Source organism: Catenulispora subtropica, assembly GCF_039531675.1.
Classification (GTDB): Bacteria; Actinomycetota; Actinomycetes; order Streptomycetales; family Catenulisporaceae; genus Catenulispora; species Catenulispora subtropica.
On sequence record NZ_BAAAQM010000042.1, the window covers coordinates 13,550 to 30,721 of the forward strand.

Annotated in this window: 17 protein-coding genes, 1 tRNA gene and 1 pseudogene; 7 read left to right on the top strand and 12 right to left on the bottom strand. The window is 71.0% G+C overall.

Annotated elements, in window-relative coordinates; all coding sequences use genetic code 11:
- Positions 1–2 precede the first annotated feature (2 nt).
- From ABD466_RS29935 to ABD466_RS29945, 3 genes are all read left to right on the top strand, one after another.
- Positions 3–767, top strand: a complete 765-nt coding sequence (locus ABD466_RS29935; RefSeq protein WP_344660557.1) for an SDR family NAD(P)-dependent oxidoreductase — start codon at positions 3–5, stop codon at positions 765–767.
- Positions 768–838: 71 nt separating this feature from the next.
- Entirely contained in the window at positions 839–1,726 is an 888-nt protein-coding gene (locus tag ABD466_RS29940) for an SRPBCC family protein (RefSeq protein ID WP_344660558.1), read from the top strand.
- 76 nt (positions 1,727–1,802) lie between these two features.
- Positions 1,803–2,675 (top strand): FadR/GntR family transcriptional regulator, encoded by an 873-nt coding sequence (locus ABD466_RS29945; RefSeq protein ID WP_344660559.1) that lies wholly within the window; start codon positions 1,803–1,805, stop codon positions 2,673–2,675.
- A gap of 94 nt (positions 2,676–2,769) precedes the next feature.
- On the opposite strand, the gene ABD466_RS29950 is transcribed toward ABD466_RS29945, so the two are convergent.
- Positions 2,770–3,096, bottom strand: a complete 327-nt coding sequence (locus tag ABD466_RS29950; protein WP_344660560.1) for a helix-turn-helix domain-containing protein — start codon at positions 3,094–3,096, stop codon at positions 2,770–2,772.
- Between the two features lie 541 nt (positions 3,097–3,637).
- On the opposite strand from ABD466_RS29950, the gene ABD466_RS29955 reads away from it, so the two are divergent.
- Positions 3,638–3,994 carry a VOC family protein gene (locus tag ABD466_RS29955; protein WP_344660561.1) on the top strand — a complete coding sequence of 119 codons (357 nt, stop codon included), beginning with the start codon at positions 3,638–3,640 and terminating at the stop codon, positions 3,992–3,994.
- 75 nt (positions 3,995–4,069) lie between these two features.
- Here the strand turns inward: ABD466_RS29955 and ABD466_RS29960 are convergent, their stop codons facing one another.
- Together ABD466_RS29960 and ABD466_RS29965 are read right to left on the bottom strand one after the other, a co-directional pair.
- Positions 4,070–4,624 carry an anthrone oxygenase family protein gene (locus ABD466_RS29960; RefSeq protein ID WP_344660562.1) on the bottom strand — a complete coding sequence of 185 codons (555 nt, stop codon included), beginning with the start codon at positions 4,622–4,624 and terminating at the stop codon, positions 4,070–4,072.
- Positions 4,621–5,496, bottom strand: a complete 876-nt coding sequence (locus tag ABD466_RS29965) for an NAD(P)H-binding protein (protein WP_344660563.1) — start codon at positions 5,494–5,496, stop codon at positions 4,621–4,623. Before ABD466_RS29965 ends, ABD466_RS29960 begins: the two co-directional genes overlap by 4 nt.
- An 82-nt stretch (positions 5,497–5,578) precedes the next feature.
- On the opposite strand from ABD466_RS29965, the gene ABD466_RS29970 reads away from it, so the two are divergent.
- Positions 5,579–6,562, top strand: a complete 984-nt coding sequence (locus ABD466_RS29970) for an AraC family transcriptional regulator (RefSeq protein ID WP_344660564.1) — start codon at positions 5,579–5,581, stop codon at positions 6,560–6,562.
- A gap of 30 nt (positions 6,563–6,592) precedes the next feature.
- Here the strand turns inward: ABD466_RS29970 and ABD466_RS29975 are convergent, their stop codons facing one another.
- The 3 genes from ABD466_RS29975 to ABD466_RS29985 all read right to left on the bottom strand — a co-directional run bounded on the left by ABD466_RS29975 (position 6,593) and on the right by ABD466_RS29985 (position 11,430).
- Complete coding sequence (locus ABD466_RS29975) at positions 6,593–7,786, bottom strand: DNA polymerase III subunit delta' (RefSeq protein ID WP_344660565.1); 1,194 nt, start codon at positions 7,784–7,786, stop codon at positions 6,593–6,595.
- A complete protein-coding gene (tmk, locus tag ABD466_RS29980) occupies positions 7,783–10,533 on the bottom strand; it encodes a dTMP kinase (RefSeq protein WP_344660566.1) in 2,751 nt (916 codons plus the stop codon). The genes ABD466_RS29975 and tmk overlap by 4 nt, the downstream gene beginning before the upstream one ends.
- Positions 10,534–10,677: 144 nt before the next feature.
- Positions 10,678–11,430, bottom strand: a complete 753-nt coding sequence (locus ABD466_RS29985) for a DUF4232 domain-containing protein (RefSeq protein WP_344660567.1) — start codon at positions 11,428–11,430, stop codon at positions 10,678–10,680.
- Positions 11,431–11,571: 141 nt separating this feature from the next.
- On the opposite strand from ABD466_RS29985, the pseudogene ABD466_RS29990 reads away from it, so the two are divergent.
- A pseudogene (locus ABD466_RS29990) lies at positions 11,572–11,769 on the top strand (helix-turn-helix domain-containing protein); the annotation flags it as partial.
- Between the two features lie 612 nt (positions 11,770–12,381).
- A complete protein-coding gene (locus tag ABD466_RS29995) occupies positions 12,382–12,870 on the top strand; it encodes a hypothetical protein (RefSeq protein ID WP_344660632.1) in 489 nt (162 codons plus the stop codon).
- 41 nt (positions 12,871–12,911) lie between these two features.
- Here the strand turns inward: ABD466_RS29995 and ABD466_RS30000 are convergent, their stop codons facing one another.
- From ABD466_RS30000 to ABD466_RS30025, 6 genes are all read right to left on the bottom strand, one after another.
- Entirely contained in the window at positions 12,912–13,355 is a 444-nt protein-coding gene (locus ABD466_RS30000; protein ID WP_344660568.1) for an SRPBCC family protein, read from the bottom strand.
- A 58-nt stretch (positions 13,356–13,413) separates the two neighbouring features.
- Complete coding sequence (locus ABD466_RS30005) at positions 13,414–13,776, bottom strand: DUF488 domain-containing protein (RefSeq protein ID WP_344660569.1); 363 nt, start codon at positions 13,774–13,776, stop codon at positions 13,414–13,416.
- Positions 13,777–13,874: 98 nt separating this feature from the next.
- Positions 13,875–13,948 (bottom strand) — tRNA-Thr (locus tag ABD466_RS30010).
- Positions 13,949–13,996: 48 nt separating this feature from the next.
- The gene (locus tag ABD466_RS30015) at positions 13,997–15,604 is read right to left on the bottom strand and encodes an alpha/beta hydrolase (RefSeq protein WP_344660570.1); all 1,608 of its coding nucleotides are present in this window, start codon (positions 15,602–15,604) and stop codon (positions 13,997–13,999) included.
- Positions 15,605–15,747: 143 nt separating this feature from the next.
- Positions 15,748–16,302 carry a potassium channel family protein gene (locus tag ABD466_RS30020; RefSeq protein ID WP_344660571.1) on the bottom strand — a complete coding sequence of 185 codons (555 nt, stop codon included), beginning with the start codon at positions 16,300–16,302 and terminating at the stop codon, positions 15,748–15,750.
- Complete coding sequence (locus tag ABD466_RS30025; RefSeq protein ID WP_344660572.1) at positions 16,299–17,024, bottom strand: YhjD/YihY/BrkB family envelope integrity protein; 726 nt, start codon at positions 17,022–17,024, stop codon at positions 16,299–16,301. Before ABD466_RS30025 ends, ABD466_RS30020 begins: the two co-directional genes overlap by 4 nt.
- Positions 17,025–17,172 lie beyond the last annotated feature (148 nt).

Here is a 17,172-nt window from a genome sequence, read left to right on the forward strand (position 1 = left end):
CCATGACGACGGCCTTGATTACCGGGGCGACGGCCGGCATCGGTGCCGCGTTCGCCCGCCGTTTCGCGGCGGCCCGCTACGACCTCGTGCTGGTGGCCCGGAACGTCGAGCGTCTGGAGAACAGTGCCGCCAAGCTGAAGCAGCTCGGGGCCGGCAACGTCGAGGTGCTCCCCGCCGACCTGGCCACGACCGAGGGGCGCGCGCTGGTCGAGGACCGGCTCGCCGACCCGCTGCGCGGGGTGGACGTCCTGGTCAACAACGCCGGCTTCGGCCACGGCACGGCCTTCCTGTCGCATCCCGTCGAGGACGAGGAGATGCTGCTCGACGTGCTGGTGCGCGCCGTGCTGCGGCTCACCCGCGCGGCGCTGCCGGGAATGATCGAGCGCGGCCGCGGCGCCATCATCAACGTCTCCTCGGTCGCCGGCTTCGTGCCGCGCGGCACCTACAGCTCGGCCAAGGCCTGGGTCACCAACTTCAGCGAGTCGGTCGCCGCCGAGGTGCACGGCACCGGCGTGCGGGTGATCGCCGTCTGCCCGGGCTTCACCCACACCGAGTTCCACGAGCGGGCGGACATCGACACCGCCGACATCCCGGGCTGGATGTGGCTGGAGGCCGACGAGATCGTCGAGGGCGCGTTGAAGGACCTGCGGCGCGGGGTGCCGATCAGTGTCCCGAGTGTGCAGTACAAGGCGCTCACCGCGGTCGCCAAGCTCGTCCCCCGGAATCTGGTGACCAAGGTCAGCCGCGGGATGTCCAAGCGCTGGTAACGTGCCACCAGGCACGCAGTTCGAGCGGCCGTGCGCACGCGGCCGACATCCGGCAAGGGGGTGGGTACGCGATGACGTTCGAAGTCGAGGTGCCGGTGCGGCACCGCACACTGTGGCTGGCGTTCACCGATCCCGAGAAGATGGCCCGCGCGGTTCCCGGGCTGACGGTCGACGCGGTGCACCCCGTACCGCCCGCCGACGGACCCGAGGGCGTGGCCGGCGACGTCGTGGCCGGCCGCCTCAAGCTGCGGGTCGGCGCCGGTACCGCCGGGAACACCATCACCTACCGCGGCACCGGCTGCATAGCGGGGGCCGAGGCGCACAGGGGCACGCTGGACATCGCCGTGGACGCCGCCCAGGCGCGCGGCAACGGCGCGCTGGCCGGGTATCTGCGGATCACGCTGGCGCCGGCCGGCGACGCGGGGGAGCGGACGCTGGTCTCGGTGGTGCCGGAGCTGGAGCTGTCCGGGCGGGCGCTGGAGTTCGCGCGGGAGGACTGGCACGCGGCGGTCACGCAGCTGGCGGCGACGTGGGTGGACGTGCTGGCCGCGGACTACCTGGAGGCCGTGGAGGCCGCCGGGCGAGCCATGGAGGCATCGGAGGGCTCGGAGGACTCGGAGGACTCGGGAGACTCAGAGGACTCGGAGGTCCTGGAAGTCTCGGAAGCGCCCGAGACGCCGGAAACCGTCGAGGCTTCGCAGAACACTGAGGCCGAGGCTGAGGCTGAGGCTGAGATCGAATCCGAGTCGACCGCTCCGGAGCCGTCCGATAAATCACGGGAATCGACCGGCGACGATTCCCTTTCCGATGATCCGCTGGAGCCGGTCTGGCAGGGCCGTTACGAGAAGAGCCGCTGGCTTCCGGTGATCACCGCTCTGACATTGTTCCTGCTGATCAAGCGTCGACGGCGACAGCGCGCCGACCAGGCGGGCGCGGATTCATCATTTAGGATGGAATAGCCCTCAGAAAGCTGCCTTGAGCAGACCTCGGCTCGTACATTGGCGCGCAAGTCGGTACATCACACCGGATGGCTGGATGCCCCGCATCCAGCGACGCGAGCAGTACGATCCGAGGAGCACCAGCAGCATGTACGTCGAGGGATGGAACGTCCACCGGGTCATCCGGCCCGCCCGCCTCGCCAACGCCGTCGTCGAGCGGCTGCTGCTGCGCATACTGGAAGGCGAGTTCCCGCCGGGCACCGACCTGCCCCCGGAGGCGGCCCTGGCGGCCGAGTTCGCGGTCAGCCGCACCATCCTGCGCGAGGCCCTCAAGGCCCTGGAGGAGAAGCGGGTGCTGCGCATCCGGCACGGCCGCGGCACCACCGTGCGCCCCAAGGCCGAGTGGAACCTGCTCGACCCGCTGGTCCTCTCGGTCCAGCTCGAGTACGAGTCCTCCCCCGAGCTGGTCGAGGAGCTCGGCGAGGTGCGCACCGCCCTGTTGACGCTGATGGCCGAGCTGGCCGCCCGCCGCATCCACCCGCCGCAGCGCGAGCAGCTGGCCGCGGCCCTGGAGCGGATGCGCGCCGCGGCCGAGGAGCCCGCCCCGTTCCACGAGGCGGCGGTGGCGTTCACCCGAACCCTGGCCGAGGCGGCCGGCAACGAGGTGGCGCGCTGCGTCATCGAGACCATCGACGTGCCCTACGGCGGCCAGGACGACGATCCGGGCAAGCTGGCCGAGGCCATGAAGCTGCGGCTGCTGCTCGCCGAGGCGGCGTACGCCACCGTCGCGGCCGGGCCCGGCGCTCCGGCCGGCTCCGTGCCAGCCCCGGCTCCGGCCCCTGCGGCGGCCCCGGCACCGGCCTCGGCGGGTGCGGCCGTGCCGCCCGGCTCACAGCCCTTACGGCAGGTCGCGACGGTACCGCTGAACCGGCACGGGCTGCGGGCGCCGGCCCAGTCGGCCCGGGTGTAGGCAGGCTGCCCTCCTCCTGCATTCGGGGACACAAGTGAAGAGCGCGCATATGGCCCCGCCGGATTGATCAGGATCCTGCGGGGCCTTCGCCTGCTCACCCGCCGTTCCCGCCGGTCAGCAGTCGGCGCAGCGCCACCGGTGTGTGGCCGACGTGGTCCCGGACGGTCCGCGTCAGGTGCGCCTGGTCGGCGAAGCCGAGCTCGGCAGCGAGGTCGGCGAGGGCCGTCTCGCCGCCGCCGAGGCGCTCCATGGCGCGCCCCACGCGCACGCGGTTCCGGTAGCGGGTCAGCGACACCCCGGTCCGCCGGGAGAAGACTCGGCTGAGCCGGAACGGTGACACGCTGAGCAGATCGGCGAGCGAGCAGAGGCTCGCCGCCTGCGGGACGTCGGCGATGATCGCGTCCCGAGCCGCGGCCGCCAAAGTGTCATCGGTCGGTAGAGCCCGAGTTGTGAAACCCGCTGCGATCGCTACCAGCTTCAGAAGTTCCTCGGCTGTCGCATAGTCTGGGTCTCCGGTAGCCGCGGCTATAAGCAGTCGTCTATGCGCAAGTTCCATACGCGCGTCTACATATACGGAAGTCCCTATAGGGAGCCGTCCCCATAGATCCGCAGAGAACGCAATCGAGGTACACAGGTCTCCGCCTGCTGGATGCGCAAATCGTTCTTCTTCTCCGGGTGCGGCCAGATACGCGGTCGTCTGGTCCAGGTCGGATTCGGCGCCGTTCACCGCCCGCCGGAACCGTCCCCGCCGGACGAGCACCAGCCGGTGCGCCTGGTGCTCCTCACTGGGAGACCAGGCCGCATGACCACCCAGGCATGTCACCTCGTGCACCGAGAACTCGGGCCGGGCGGCGAGCGTGACGGCGGTCTGCACCCTTCCGACGGTACGGGCCGCCTCTGACAGACGCTGCCAGCAAGAATCTTCAAGACCGCGACCGCGCCGCCGGGACATCCTCGTGCCCATGAACGCCCCTGTGACACTCTCCACGATCATGTTCGACAGCGCCGACCCGGTCGCGCTGGCCGAGTTCTACTGCGTCGCGACCGGTTGGAGCATCTCCGAGTCCGACGGCGACTTCGTCTATATCGGCGACGGCCCGGTCGGCCTCGGCTTCCAACGAGTCGAGGGCTACCGGGGTCCGTCTTGGCCGGACCCGGCCAAGCACGCGCACCTCGACTTCAAGGCCGCCGACAAGGAGGCGGCAGTCCGCGAACTGCTGGCAGCCGGCGCGAAGCTCCCGGAGTTCCAGCCCGGCGGCAGCGGATGGACCGTCCTCACAGACCCCGAAGGACATCCCTTCTGCGTTTCCGAGGGATAGCCCGCTAAAGCGAAACGGCCCTGGGGATTCTCTAACGAATCCCGCAGGGCCCTCCGCGGTGGTGCTCCGTGTTGATCAAACGCGCGCCCAGGTCTGGTTCCGCTCCAGGACCGGCGGGTAGAGCGCCTGCTCCCGCCCACTCTTGCCGAGGAGCAGCATCGCCCGGGCCAGGCAGGCGGCCGCTCCAGTGCTGAGCACGGCCCGCGCGATGTTCCACGTGTTCCAAGTGTTCTCGAAGTGCGCCCGCACCGCCGCCGGGTCGGTGATCTTCGCCGGGTTCCCGGCCGCCGCCAGGTCGTTGTTCAGCGGGATGTTGATCCCCATCGTGGTCAGCAGGCCGATCACGGAGAGCCCGAGCCCGGCGGCGATCCACATCCGCAGCCGGCGGTCGTTCCAGTACTTGCGCAGGGCCCACGCCGGCAGCACCAGCGCTCCGAAGAAGCTCAGGAAGAACACCGGATTCTCGATCTTCGTGTTGATGTTCTGCATGGCCTCGATGAAGGTCCGGTCGCCGGAAGCCCCGAGGCCCGGCATCACGGCGCAGGCGAAGGCGTAGTAGGTGCCGGCGATCAGGCCCGTGACGACCGTGGCCGAGGTCAGGACGGCGGCTCCTCTGGTGTTCGCGGTCACTTCCAAGCCCCGTTCTCGGCGGCGGTGAAGGCGAAGTCGGCGAAGTCGCGGGGCTGACGGCCCAGGGCGCGGAACACGCCGTCGGTGACGTGGGCGTTGCGGCCGTCCAGGACTTCGGTGAAGAGGTAGGCGAGCATGTCGATGACTTCCTGCGGCTCCCCGGCCTCCGCGAGGTAGCCGGTGAAGGCGTCCAGCGGGATCGGGACGAAGGCGATCTCGCGCCCGGTGGCCAGGGCGATCGCGGCGACCGCCTCGGCGAAGGTCAGCAGGCGCGGCCCGGTGACCTCGTAGACCCGGCCGTGGTGGCCGTCCTCGGTGAGCGCGGCGACCGCGACGTCGGCGATGTCGTCGGCGTCGACGAAGGGCTCGCCGACGTCCCCGACCGGCAGCGCCACCTCGCCGGAGAGCACCGCGTCCAGGAACGCGCCCTCGGAGAAGTTCTGCGCGAACCAGCTGGCCCGCACGACGGTCCAGTCGAAGGCCGTCCCGGCGATCACCTGCTCGGCGCGCTGGGCCTCGACCTCGCCGCGCCCGGACAGCAGGACCACGCGGCGGACGCCGGCGCGCCGGGCCTGCTCGGCGAAGGCCGCGATGGCCTCCGGCGCGCCGGGCACGGCCAGGTCGGGGAAGAAGGACAGGTAGACGGCGGAGACGCCTTCGAGGGCGGCCGGCCAGGTCGCCGGGTCCTCCCAGTCGAAGGCCGGGCTCGCGCTGCGCGATCCGCGGCGGACGTCCGCTCCGGCCGCCTCCAGACGCTCGGCCACACGGCGGCCGGTCTTGCCGGAGGCGCCGAGGACCAGGGTCAGCGGGGCGGTGGTGGAGTCGGCGGCGGTCTGGGCGGTGCTCGTGTTCTCGCTCGTGTTCTCGTTCATGTGCTCCAGTACACCGGTCCGAAGTGAGATGCAGAATGGCTCAGACTCCACACATCCATACGCCATCGTCTACAGTCGAGGGATGGACGTGATCGCCGGGTTGTTGAACGGGCCGCGCGCCGAGGGGGCCTTCCTCCTCCGCTCACTGCTGACGCCGCCCTGGTCGCTGCGGGTGCAGGACCGCGCGCCGCTGACACTGGTCGCGGTGGTCTCCGGGACGGCGTGGGTGGTGCCCGAAACCGCGCCGCCGACCGAGCTCCACCCCGGGGACCTGGCGATTCTGCGCGGCCCGGACCCGTACGTGTTCGCCGACGCCCCGGAGACCGCGCCGCAGGCCGTGATCCACCCCGGACAGCGCTGCACGACGCCGTCCGGCGAGGAGCTGGGGGACCTGCGCACGCTGGGCACCCGCAGCTGGGGCAACGCCCCGGACGGCGCCACGGTGCTGGTGACCGGTACCTACCAGGTGCTCAGCGAGATCTGCGCACCGCTGCTGGCGGCGCTGCCGCCGCTGGCGGTGCTGCGCAACGGGGAGTGCGACACGCCGCTGATCCCGCTGCTGGGCGCCGAGGTGGCGCGGGACGCGCCGGGGCAGGACGCCGTCCTGGACCGGCTGCTGGACCTGCTGACCGTGGTGGCGCTGCGGACCTGGCTGGCGCGGCCGGACGTGGAGACGCCGGCCTGGTACCGCGCGCAGGACGACCCGGTCGTGGGGACGGCGCTGCGGCTGATGCACGACGACCCGGCGCATCCGTGGACCGTCGCAGAGCTCGCCGACGCCGCACACGTGTCACGCGCGGCGATGGCGCGCCGCTTCACGACGGAGGTCGGGGAGCCGCCGATGGCGTACCTGGCGAACTGGCGTCTGGCGCTGTCCGCCGACCTGCTGTGCGATCCCGCGGCGACGATCGCGTCGGTGGCCGAGCAGGTCGGGTACGGCAGCGCGTTCGCGTTGAGCGCCGCCTTCAAGCGGGTGCGCGGGATCAGCCCCAAGGAGCACCGGGAACGGGCCGCTCGGGAGGCGACGCCGGTGGCGGCGGTGCGGCCGTGGCGGGTGGCGGTGTAGGGGCCGCTGCCGCGCAGGGAACGCGCCGCCCTACCGCAGACTCACCGCCATGGCCTCCACCGCCAGCAGCGGCGCCACATTCCGCTCTATCGCCTTCCGGCACTCCAGCACCGCCTCGATCCGCCGCAGCGTGGCCTCGGGCGACCCGGTGGCGGCCACTTTGCGGACCGCGGCGTACTGGTCGTCGTGGATCGGCTCGGTCACGTCGCCGGCGGGGCCGCCGAGCGCGCCGAGCTGGACCGCGAGGACGTCGCGGTAGAAGGCCGCGAGGTCGACCAGGGCCAGGTCCAGCGAGTCGCGCTGCATGCGGGTGCCGCGCTTCTTCTGCCGCGTCTCCAGCTCCTTCAAGGCGCCGGCCGCGCCGGGCACCGCCTTGCGGGAGCCCTCCTGGTAGCCCAGGGCGAGACGGAGTTCGGCGGTCTCGACCGCGTCGCGCTCCTCGGCGGTGCGCTTGGCCTCCGCCATCGTCGCGTCGACCAGCTTCTGGGCCGCCGCCAGCGCCGACCCTATGTCGGTGAGCGAGGAGGCCAGGGCCAGCACCTCGGCGCGCTTGGCCCGCGCCTCGTCGTCGGTGGCCAGGCGCTTGGCACGGCCGATGTGGCCCTGCGCGGCACGGGCCGCCTCGCGGGCCCGGACCGGGTCGACGCCGTCCCGCCGCACCAGGATCTCGGCCACCGCCGCCGACGGCGGAGTGCGCAGCAGCAGGTGGCGGCAGCGGGAGCGGATGGTCGGCAGCATGTCGTCGCGGCCCGGGGCGCACAGGATCCACACGGTGCGCGGCGAGGGCTCCTCGACGGCCTTCAGCAGGACGTTGCCGGCCGCCTCGGTGAGCCGGTCGGCGTCCTCGATCAGCAGCACCTGCCAGCGGCCCGAGGCCGGCGTCATCGACGAGCGGCGCACCAGGTGGCGGGTGTCGGCGACGCCGATCGAGAGCTGGTCGGTGGCCAGCTGGAGCACGTCCGGGTGGGTGCCGTCGAGCACCGTGCGGCAGCCCAGGCAGTGACCGCAGCCGGGCTCGCCGGGGGTCGTGCACTGCAACGCCGCGGCGAACGCGCGGGCCGCCGTCGACCGGCCGGAGCCGGGCGGGCCCGTGAGCAGCCAGGCGTGGGTCATGCCGTGGCCGAGCGCGGCCTGCACCAGGTCGGAGCTGACGTGGTCCTGGCCGACCAGGTCGGTCCAGACGCCGTAGGACTCGAAGGCGGTCCCGCCGCCGGCGGCGCTCACGAATCCTCCCGGGACCCGTGCGGGCGGGGCTGCCGGCGCGCGCCGAGCAGCTCGTCGGCCAGGGACAGGCCCTCGGGTTCGCCCTCGTCGTCGAACTCGGGCTCGGAGACGTAGTCCGGGACCTCCCACTCGCCGCGGGCGGAGGGCGCCGCGATGTCCGCGGATTCGGTGCGCTGAGGTTCAGTGCGCTGAGGGTCGGGACGCTGAGGGTCGGGGCGCTGAGGGTCGGTGCGGTGGTCCTCGGGACGCTGCGCGGGGGACTGGGGGCGCGCCTGTTCGCGCGCCTGCTCCCGAGCCTGCTCCCGGGCTTCCTGGGCCTGCGCCGCGGCCCGGGCGCCGGTCGCGATCTGGTCCGGCGGCGCCGCGGACTTGTCGGCCCGCGCGATGTTCGAGGCCAGATCCCGCTCCGCGGCCTCGCGGGCCCGTGCCGCCGCCTCCCGCTCGGCCCGGGCGGCGCTCTCCTCGAGCCGCTGCCGGTGCTCGTGCCGGGCCGCGTCGCGCGCCTCCCGGGCCGCGCGCTCCCGCTCCTGCCGCTCGGCCTCGGCGGCGGCCCGCTGCCGCTCCTCTTCCGACAGCAGCGCCAGCTGGTCGGCCCGGAGCCGCGCCAGCATGGCGGCGTCGGCCTCCTGGCGGGCGCTCTCCTCGGCCTGTTCGGTGCGGGACAGGTGGATCCGCCCCTCCAGCCGGGCCCGGATCCGGCCGGTGATCTGGTCGATCGGCGCGGCGGCGTCGATCACCACGAAGCGCTGCGGATCGGCCTCGGCCAGCTCCAGGTAGTGGTTGCGGACCCGGCGGTGGAAGTCCGCCGACTCCAGCTCCAGGCGGTCGGCCGGGCCGGTGCGGCGGCCGGCGGCCACCGTCGGGTCCAGGTCCAGCAGGATGGTGACGTCGGGCATCAGGCCCTGGGTGGCCCAGCGCGAGAGCAGCTCCACCTCGCGCTGCGAGAGTTCGCGGCCGCCGCCCTGGTAGGCCAGCGACGAGTCGATGTAGCGGTCGGTGAGGACCACCGCGCCGCGCTCCAGCGCCGGACGGATCACGCGCTCCACGTGGTCGGCGCGGTCGGCGGCGTAGAGCAGGGCCTCGGCGCGCGGGGAGATGGCGCCGGCGTTGCGGGCGTCCAGGACGATGCCGCGCACCTCGGTGCCGAGCGCCGTGCCGCCGGGCTCGCGGGTGACCACGACCTCGTGGCCGCGGCCGCGCAGCCACTCGGCGAGGGCCGCCAGCTGGGTGGACTTGCCGCTGCCGTCGCCGCCCTCGAAGGAGATGAAGGTGCCCGGATAGGTGCGCCGTCCCGGGCTCGGCGGCAGGCCGGCACCGCCTTCCGGCTCAGCCGCCGGCGCCGTCCCGCGCCCGCCTCCGGCGGCGCGCGTCGACGAGGGGGAGCGCCGGAGCGCGTCCCTCAGTTCCTTCCGCAACGATTTCCCTGGCACGTCGTCCATCATCCTGTATGCCACCCACCCGACGCCCGCGGCCATCAGACCGGCCGCGAACAAGGTGATGGCGGCGCCGCCGTACGTGATCGACGCCGGGCCGGGCAGGTCGATCGTGCGAGCCCCGACCGTACCGGCCACGGCCGGGGCCACCGCCAGGATCAGCACCAGCGTCACCCGGATCAGCGACTGCACGAAGGCGAAGGTGCGGCCGCGCAGCTCGTCGGCGACGTCCCGGCCGAGCATGGTCTGCCCGGTGATCCACGCCGTCCCCCCGAGGAAGCCCACGACCAGCGCGCACACCACGCCCACCACCAGGCTCGGCACCACGGCGAACACGCACAGCACCAGCCCCGCGCCGGTGATCGCCAGGCCGAACAGCCGCTCGCGCGACAGCCCGGCCAGCACCCGCGACCCGGACACCATGCCGCCGGCCAGGCCCAGGAACACCGCGCCGAACAGGACGCCGTAGCCGGCCTGGCCACCGTCCAGGTCGCCGACGTAGGTGCGGGCCAGGCCGATCACCGCACCGCCGGCCGCGAACGCGCCGGTGGTGCCGATGATGACGCCGCGGATCCGGCGGTCGGCGGCGAGGTAGCGCCAGCCGTCGAGCAGCGTGCGCAGCGGCGACCGGCTGTCGACGCGGTGCTGCCGGCGCGCCGCGCGCTCGGTGGCCGAGTGCGCCGGGATGCCGCTCAGCCGCGCGATGGTCAGCGCCGAGAACAGGAAGGTCAGCGCGTCGAAGTAGAGGGCCAGCGTGACCGGCTTCGCGGTGAAGAAGGCGAAGTGGTTGGCCAGCGTGTTCGTCACCAGGGCCAGCACGGTGAAGACGCCGGCGGCCAGCGGCGCGGTGCCGTAGGCGGTGAGCAGCGAGACCTGGTTCGCCGACTCCAGCAACCGGGGCGGCACCAGGTTCGGGACCGTGGCCTCCTTGGCCGGGATCCAGAACATGGCCGCGATCTCGATGAGGAAGGTCGCGACCAGCAGCCACCACAGCGTCCCGACCACTGGGATCGAGGCGAACAGCAGGCACCGCGCCCCGTCCCCGGCCACCATGGTCCAGCGCCGGTCCAGCCGGTCGGCCACCACCCCCGCGATCGGCCCGAACAACACCGCCGGCACCAGCCGCAGCACGAACACCCCGGCCACCGCGTACGAGCGCCCCGCGTAGCCGCCGCCGGCCAGCGACACCGCGAGCGAGGACTGCGCGAGCAGCCCGAGCCAGTCGCCGAGGCTGGACAGCGACAGCGCGATCCAGAGCCGGCGGAAGCTGGGGACGGCGAGCGCGGCGCGTACCCCCGGCGTCGATGACTCCATGCAACCACGGTAATGCGCTGAGTTGACAAGCAGGCCGGTGGCGCTGACGGTTCGACGGCGCGGGTGATTCTGCGCGCCGTCGGAACACCGGGTCTGCGGACGACCGGACGGGCCGCCCGCGGACCCGGCGAGGGCCGCCCCGCGTCACCAGACGATGGCGCTCTGCAGGTCGGACTGCCAGTAGGTGACGAAGGCGCTCCCGTCGACGTAGGTGCCGGCCGGCAGGGGCAGGACCAGCGACCCGGGCAGGGACCCGGACTGGTCGCGGGATTCCAGGAACACCTCGACCTGCTTCTCGACCTTCCCACCACCACCCGAGCCGTCGGCCGCCGAGGTACCGATGGCGGCGTAGCCGGACTCCCCCGGGGCGATCGTGATGACGGCCTGGGGCTTGCTGTCCTCCACGGCCTGGGTCTCGGCCTGCTGATCGGCGTCGAAGCGCAGGCCGGGGTAGTAGTACACGCTGCAGGCGGCGTTGCCGGTGTTGGTGACGGTGAGGAGGACGTGGTTGATGGGACGGGTGAGTGCGGTGACGGTGGCCTTGAGCTGGCCGGGAGTGCAGTCGGCGGCGAGGCCGGAGGGCGGGGCGGACTTCTTGGCGGAAGTCTTGGGGCTGGACTTGGGCGTGGACTTCGGGGCGGACGGCTGGGATGCGGTCTGAGTCTGCCCCCGGCTCGGACCCGTCGTGGTCGCCGGGCTCCCCGCGGGCGACTGCGACGCCCCGGTGGCCGACTGCCCGGTGCTCGGCGCGCCGACGGCGGTGACGGTCGGCGAGCCGGCGTCGGCCTGGGACGGCTTGGCTCCGCTGGCACACGCCGTCAACCCGACGAGGGCGGACGCGGCGATCGCGGCGACGGCGAGCAGATTCGTATTCCGGGTGGCGATGCGGTTCGTCATGGCTCGGAAGCCTGTCCGTTCCAGAACGGCCCGCACCGGGGGTGGAACAGTCTTCTGCCGGGGGTGGGACGCATTCCCGTACCATGAGCTGCGGATTCACGCAGGGGATGGGACGCGGATCCGGGACGGGAGGTGGGCCGCGTGGCCTCGGGGACGGGCGGTTTCGCAGAACTGCTGGCGACGCTGAAGGAACGTTCCGAGCTCAGCTACGGGGTCCTCGCCAAGCGCCTGCACGTGGGGACGTCGACACTGCACCGGTATGTGCGCGGCGAGTCTGTCCCTCCGGAGTACGCGACGATCGAGAAGTTCGCACGACTGACGGGCGCCACGCAGGCGGAGATGGCCGAGCTTTACCGGCTGTGGATGGCGGCGGTGGAGGGGCGTTCCTCAACGGGCGCTGAGGTGGCTCCTGCTGTGGTGGAGATTCCCCGCGAGTCGCCAGTGCCGGCGCCTTTGGAACCGCGACTGGGCGCTTCTATGGAGCCTCAGCTGGCGCCTCGATCGGAATCACGACCGGAACCAGGACCGGAACCAGGACCAGAGCAACGGCCGGAGCCACTACGCAGACTGCTTCCCGCGCTCGCGGTGGTCGCGGTGCTGGGGGTCGGAGCGGTGGTGGCGGGGGTGGCTTTCGCGGCGTCGGGGTCGTCCGGGGCGTCGGATGCGGCAGGGGCCGGGACTTCTTCACCTTCCGCGCCCTCTTCTTCCCCGGTCACTTCTCCAACTACTTCTCCGGCGGCTTCTCCTTCCCTCAGCGCTTCAGTTACACCTGCTCCTCCTACCTCTCCCTCTTCTTCGTCTTCCCTCCCCGTCCCCATATCGGTAGATATTCGCCCCTACCAGTGGGAGGACAAGTGCGGGCAGTGGTACCTCCTCAACCGAAAGCCGTCTGAAGTCCCGCCGCCGCCCGCCGAGCAGGACGCACGGGGGTGGGCCAAGGCTCTCGGGGCCGTGCCCGCCGGGACGATGAAGCTGGAACTGGCGGTGCAGGGAGTGTCCAGCGACACCGTGGTCCTGCACTCCCTCCATGTCCGCACCATGAGCAAGGCGGCATCGCTGCCGTGGTCGGCTTACTCGATGGCGTCGGGCTGCGGTGGTGGCCTGGTACCAGCCTCGTTCGACGTGAACCTCGACGCCGACCGACCGCTCGTCCACGCCAAAGCCGGCGCAGAAGGCGACACAGTGGTCCCCGCGGTGGACTTCCCCTTCAAGGTCTCCAAGACCGACCCGCAGGTGCTGACCGTCTACGCGCACGCCATGTCGTCGAACGTCAGCTGGTACCTGGAGCTGGACTGGAGCAGCGGGGACCGCAGCGGAACCGTGCGGATCGACGACCACGGCCGACCGTTCCAGACCAGCGGCGCCAAGGGACGCCCGATCTACGACTACGACATCGGCTCGAGCAGCTGGCAGCTCGACACGACGGCCACGGTGAACTGAGGAAGACTCTGCGGCCCCGGGCCACTAACCCGGCCCCGTCGCTACTCCGCCCCCGTGCCCGTCGCGAGCGACTCCGCCGCCTTCTTGAGGCCCTGGGCCTCCATGCTGACGTACTCTCGAGCGCGCTTCCCGAACAGGGCAGCGACAAGCCCACTCAACGCCCCGGACTGCTCCACACTGAGGACCATCCGCGTCCGGCCCCCACCCAGATCCTCCAGGTCATGCCCAGCCCGCACCTTCACCCCGGTGGTCTTCATCTCCCACGTGAAGGACTTCCCCGGCTCACATTCCGTGACGGTGTAAACGGCGGCCTTCAGCTTCGGCTGCACCACCCGCGCACTACTCCCGACCCCGAGCTCTCCCCGCTCAAGGCGCTGCACAGAGGTCATGGAGGCAGTCCATTTAGGCCAGTCCTCCACATCGGTGAGGACCCGCCACACCGCTTCAACGCCAGCGTCGATGTCAACCTGCGTCTGGAATCTCATGGCATTCCCTCCGGATTCCTTTGTACCGCAGGGCCCTAACACCCCCGACGCCGACCCCCTACGCCCCTTCCTCAAGGCGCCGCAGCAACACCGGCACATGCGAGCTCTCAACGTCCTTAGCAGCGGTGACAAGCGTGACGGTGTGCTCGGCATGCAACGCCCGTACCTGCTCCATCGCCTTCCGCTGCGGCTCCCCCTCCAACTCGGCGTCGTACCGCTCCACGAACACCGGATACCCATCCGGGTTCTCGTGGTACCACTTCCGCAGCTCATTCGAGGGCGTCGCATCCTTAGCCCACTCATCGAGCTCCGCTTCCTCCTTGCGCACCCCCCGAGGCCACAACCGATCCACCAGAACCCGCTTCCCGTCAGCCTTCGACGGTGCGTCATATGCCCGCTTCACTCGGTAGTCGCCGCTCATGGGACCAGGCTATGCGAGGGGGTCTGCTCGGCGAGGCGATGCGTCGCCGGAGATGCTAAAAGGCCAGGTCAGAAGTCTCTGACCTGGCCTCTAGGAAGAGCCTCCTGTCGGAATCGAACCGACGACCTACGCATTACGAGTGCGTCGCTCTGGCCGACTGAGCTAAGGAGGCCCGACCCGTCAGCATGCACCGCGGGCCGGTGCACGAGTGTACCTGACGCTAGGGGTTGACGTCACAAGTGATTCCGTTGGCGGGGACGGTGCCTTGGAGGAGGTAGGCGTCCACTGCGTTGTCGATGCACTGGGAGCCGCGGGTGTAGGCGGTGTGGCCGCTGCCTGTGAAGGTGAGGAGGTGGCCGTTCTGGAGTTGTTTGGCCAGGCCTTGGGCCCAGGGGTAGGGGGTGGCGGGGTCGTCTTTGGTGCCTACGACCAGGATGGGGGCGCTGCCTGGGGCGGTGATGGGGGCGGGGGTGGTTTGGGGTTTGGTGGGCCAGGTGGCGCAGGAGAGGTCGGCCCAGGCCAGCATTTCGCCGAGGAGGGGGGCTTGGGATTTGTAGTCCGGGATTTCTTTGTCCTGGATTTGCTGGGCTGATCGGGCGTCGGGGTCGGGGCGGTCCAGGCAGTTGATGGCGATGTTGGCGTCGGTTTGGTTGTCGTAGACGCCGTTGGTGCGGTCGTTGTAGAGGTCGGCCCACTGGAGGAGGCGGCTGCCGTCGCCGGCCATGGCGGCGCTGAGGGCTTCGCGGAGGTCGCTCCAGTACTGGGGGACGTACATGACTTGGAGGACTGCGGTCAGGCCTAGGGCGTAGTTCACTGTGCGGTCGCCGTCGCGGGTGGAGGCTGGGTGGTCTTGGAGGGACTGGAGGTAGCTCATCAGTTTGCCGACGGCTTTGTTCGGGTCGGTGCCGAGGGGGCATTTCGGCTTGGTGGTGCAGTCGGTGGCGAATTCGCGGATGAGTTTCTCGAAGCCCTGGGCCTGGGCGATGTTCATCTGTTTGGCGGAGAGGGTGGGGTCGATCGCGCCGTCGAGGACCAGGCGGCCGGTGCGCTGGGGGAAGAGGCCGGCGTAGACGGCGCCCAGGTAGGTGCCGTAGGACTTGCCCAGGTAGTGCAGCTTGTCGTCGCCCAGGACGCCGCGGATGACGTCCATGTCGCGGGCCGCGTTAGGGGTGCCGACGTAGGGGAGGATGCGGCCCGACTTGTCCTGGCACGCGGCGCCGATCGTCTTCGCCTGCTTCACGACCTCGGCGACCTGCGCTTCGGTGCGGGGCATCGGGTCGGTGGCCACGAACGCGTCCATGGCCTTCGGGTCGTCTGATAAGCACCGGACCGGATCGGACTGGCCGACGCCGCGCGGGTCGAAGCCGACGAGGTCGTAGTGCGCGGAGATGTTCTTCGTGACGACCTCCGGGTCCTGCGCGTACTCGATCCCCGCGCCGCCCGGACCGCCGGGGTTCAGCAGCAGGGAGCCCACCCGCTGGTTCGCGGGCCCGGTCGCCGCGCGCCGTGTCACCATCACATACGTCGACCCCTTCGCGGGGTCGGAGTAGTCCAGCGGCACGTCGACTTTCGCGCACGTCCACCCCGGTCCGCTGGTGTCCGTCACACACGGCTTCCAGTTCGGCTTCTGGTCGTAGAACCGCTTCAGGTCCGCCGGGATCGCGTCCCCGGCGGCACGCGCCGAAGCGGCGGAGCCCGTGGAGCTGCCGCGTCCGCCCGGCGCCGAAGCCTTCTGCGTCGCGTGCGTACTCCCGCCGCACCCGGTGGTCAGGAGAGCGCCGGCGGCGGTCAACGCCAGGGCCCGCCGTGTTGTCGGACTCGGGTTCACGGGTGGCTCTCCTTCTACGCATTACCTCAGGGGTGCGCTATATACGGTACGGATAGTTGTGTGGGTTGCTATCCACAAACGTCCGATTCCACACCAGAGCTACTCCGCGTCCCACCGCATCGTGGCAGGCGCCGATCATCGGTTCATTCGTCGTGGACCGAACCGTCTCGTGCTGTGCGGCGCCGGCGGCCGCGGTCGACCGCGCGCAGGATCACCCTGACGGCCAAGCCGATGATGATCAGGTCGGCGAGCATCTGGACGGTGACCAGCAACCGCGCGGTCTCGGTCTTCGCCGTGATGTCGCCGAAGCCGACGGTGGAGAACACGCTGACGGTGAAGTAGAGCCCGTCCGTGTGGGTGAGGTGGATGCCGAAGCTGGCGGGCGAGAGGTTGGCCAGCGCCACGTAGGTGCCGGCGAACAGCAGTACGAAGAAGGGCACGGTGATGGCCAGCGCCTCGGCGGCGCGGAGTGCGGGATGGCCGGAACGGACGATCACGGTCACTTGACTCGCGACCAGGGCGGTGAACCCCACCAGTCCGATGAGCAGAATGGTCAGGGCCAGGGGTGCCGAGGTGTGGTCCAGCGGCATCAGGTAATACAAGGTCACCAGCCCGGCTGTCGATCCGGTGGCACGCACGGCGGTCCAGGTGACCGCCCGGAGCGAGGGTCGGGGCGCCGTTCCGCCGCCGGCGTTCATGACGGTCTCCGCCGTTTCGCGGCGGCGGCCCGGAAGGACATGTCGCGCTCGCGCCACACCATGCCGCAGGCCGCTCCCAGGATGATCACGACCCCCACCGCGATCAGGAACGACATGAGCGCGAACACCACGCCGATCGCCCCGTACTCCCGGTAGTAGCCGGTGACCATGCCGGAGAAGATGATGTGGAACACCACCAGCATGCCGACCCAGAACAGGCCCGTGAACACGGCGCACGGCAGCAGCTGCCGCCAGGCCACCCGTTTGGCCAGCAGGAACCACATTGTGAACCACCAGAAGCCGCACAAGGCCGGGACGTTGACGATCCACCACAGCACCGGCGCGCTCTTGTGGAAGGGCTGTTCCATCGAGGTCTCTACAAAGAACCAGCCGACGGCCAGCGCCAGCCAGATCAGGGCGAGCAGCCTGTCCAGCGCGCCCCGCGACGGCAGGTGGAACACCCGCTGGTACAGGACCTGGATCGAGCTGGCCGCGGCGACCCCGCCGAGGACGAAGAACAGCCACGACAGGCCCGTGACCTCCGCGCGAGTCGCCTCGGAGGAGGTGAACAGGTGGCCGACGTCTTCGGCGGCCTGCTGGCTCAGTCCCAACCGCACCGCCAGCCCCGACACCGCCGATCGTCCCGCCAGAGCCGCCGCGATCAGCATGAAGGGAATGGCGCACAACAACAGGATGGCCGCCAGCAACATGGCCTGATTCATGAAATCGATGGCACCGAGCCGATCCCACAGATCCTCAGCCCAGGACCCGGCATACTTCGCCTTCGCCCACTTGGTCGCTCGCCGAGTCCGCTGGAACTCGGGCCGATGCGGCGCCATGCTGCGGTGCGATGACTTGTCTACGGCGGCC

Excerpts from the sequence above, each read along its gene's own strand:
- ABD466_RS29935 (WP_344660557.1), top strand. The coding sequence starts at position 3 with ATGACGACGGCCTTGATTACCGGGGCGACGGCCGGCATCGGTGCCGCG.
- ABD466_RS29940 (WP_344660558.1), top strand. The coding sequence starts at position 839 with ATGACGTTCGAAGTCGAGGTGCCGGTGCGGCACCGCACACTGTGGCTG.
- ABD466_RS29945 (WP_344660559.1), top strand. The coding sequence starts at position 1,803 with ATGCCCCGCATCCAGCGACGCGAGCAGTACGATCCGAGGAGCACCAGC.
- ABD466_RS29955 (WP_344660561.1), top strand. The coding sequence starts at position 3,638 with ATGAACGCCCCTGTGACACTCTCCACGATCATGTTCGACAGCGCCGAC.
- ABD466_RS29965 (WP_344660563.1), bottom strand. The coding sequence starts at position 5,496 with ATGAACGAGAACACGAGCGAGAACACGAGCACCGCCCAGACCGCCGCC.
- ABD466_RS29970 (WP_344660564.1), top strand. The coding sequence starts at position 5,579 with ATGGACGTGATCGCCGGGTTGTTGAACGGGCCGCGCGCCGAGGGGGCC.
- tmk (WP_344660566.1), bottom strand. The coding sequence starts at position 10,533 with ATGGAGTCATCGACGCCGGGGGTACGCGCCGCGCTCGCCGTCCCCAGC.
- ABD466_RS29985 (WP_344660567.1), bottom strand. The coding sequence starts at position 11,430 with ATGACGAACCGCATCGCCACCCGGAATACGAATCTGCTCGCCGTCGCC.
- ABD466_RS30000 (WP_344660568.1), bottom strand. The coding sequence starts at position 13,355 with ATGAGATTCCAGACGCAGGTTGACATCGACGCTGGCGTTGAAGCGGTG.
- ABD466_RS30005 (WP_344660569.1), bottom strand. The coding sequence starts at position 13,776 with ATGAGCGGCGACTACCGAGTGAAGCGGGCATATGACGCACCGTCGAAG.
- ABD466_RS30020 (WP_344660571.1), bottom strand. The coding sequence starts at position 16,302 with ATGAACGCCGGCGGCGGAACGGCGCCCCGACCCTCGCTCCGGGCGGTC.
- ABD466_RS30025 (WP_344660572.1), bottom strand. The coding sequence starts at position 17,024 with ATGAATCAGGCCATGTTGCTGGCGGCCATCCTGTTGTTGTGCGCCATT.